This is a genomic window from Streptomyces sp. NPDC005752, assembly GCF_040630715.1.
Lineage (GTDB): Bacteria > Actinomycetota > Actinomycetes > Streptomycetales > Streptomycetaceae > Streptomyces.
Map to the genome: position 1 here is coordinate 1 of NZ_JBEXYB010000023.1, position 1,225 is coordinate 1,225.

Below are 1,225 nucleotides of genomic sequence, written 5' to 3' on the forward strand. Positions count from 1 at the left end.
CGCCCGGTTACATTCCGAACCCGGAAGCTAAGCCTTTCAGCGCCGATGGTACTGCAGGGGGGACCCTGTGGGAGAGTAGGACGCCGCCGAACAATCTTTCAAGGGCCCTTGGTCCCAGCGTTCATGCTGGGGCCGAGGGCTCTTTTGTTTTTCCGAAGCGCGTCGGAAGGTCGGCTGCGCGAGAATGTCTGTGGTACCCGATGACAGGAGTCACCCCCATGTCCACCAACTCTTCCGACGACCGTCCGGAACGCGAGCCGCGTCGCCGGGACGGCGGTGACGGGGGCGGCTTCCGAGGCGGCCGTGACGACAGGTCGTCCGCACCTCGACGCGACAGCGACCGCCCGAGCGGCGCGTTCCGCCGCGATGACCGTGCCCCCCGTCGTGATGACAACCGTGGTGGTGGTTCCGGCGGTGGTTTCCGTCGTGACGACAACCGTGGTGGTGGCTCCGGCGGTGGCGGTTTCCGTCGTGATGACCGGGCCCCGCGTCGTGATGACGACCGTGGTGGATACCGCGGTGGCCAGCAGCGTGACGACCGTGGCGGCCGTCCCAGCGGTGGCGGTTTCGAGCGTCGCGACGACCGTGCCCCGCGCCGTGATGACAACCGTGGCGGCGGCTCCGGTGGTGGCTTCCGTCGCGACGACAACCGTGGCGGCCGGCCCAGCGGTGGCGGTTTCGACCGTCGCGACGACCGTGCCCCGCGCCGGGATGACAACCGTGGTGGTGGTTCCGGCGGTGGTTTCCGTCGTGACGACAACCGTGGCGGCCGGCCCAGCGGTGGCGGTTTCGAGCGTCGCGACGACCGTGCCCCGCGCCGGGATGACAACCGTGGTGGTGGTTCCGGCGGTGGTTTCCGTCGTGATGACAACCGTGGTGGTGGCTCCGGCGGTGGTTTCCGTCGTGATGACCGGGCCCCGCGTCGTGATGACGACCGTGGTGGATACCGCGGTGGCCAGCAGCGTGACGACCGTGGAGGCCGTCCCAGCGGTGGTGGTTTCGAGCGTCGCGACGACCGCGCCCCGCGCCGGGACGACGACCGTTCCAGCAGCTTCCGTCGTGATGACCGGGCTCCGCGTCGTGATGACGACCGTGGTGGATACCGCGGTGGCCAGCAGCGTGACGACCGTGGCGGCCGTCCCAGCGGTGGCGGTTTCGAGCGTCGCGACGACCGGCCGCGTGGCCCGCGTCGCGACGACGACCGTCCCAGCGGCGGTGGCTTCCG

The 1,225-nt window shown here is 70.2% G+C and carries 1 rRNA gene and 1 pseudogene; both read left to right on the plus strand.

The window, feature by feature from the left end:
• Positions 1–92, plus strand: a 5S ribosomal RNA gene (rrf, locus tag ABZ441_RS20010); the annotation flags it as partial.
• Between the two features lie 108 nt (positions 93–200).
• Positions 201–1,225 (plus strand): annotated as a pseudogene (locus tag ABZ441_RS20015) (hypothetical protein); the annotation flags it as partial.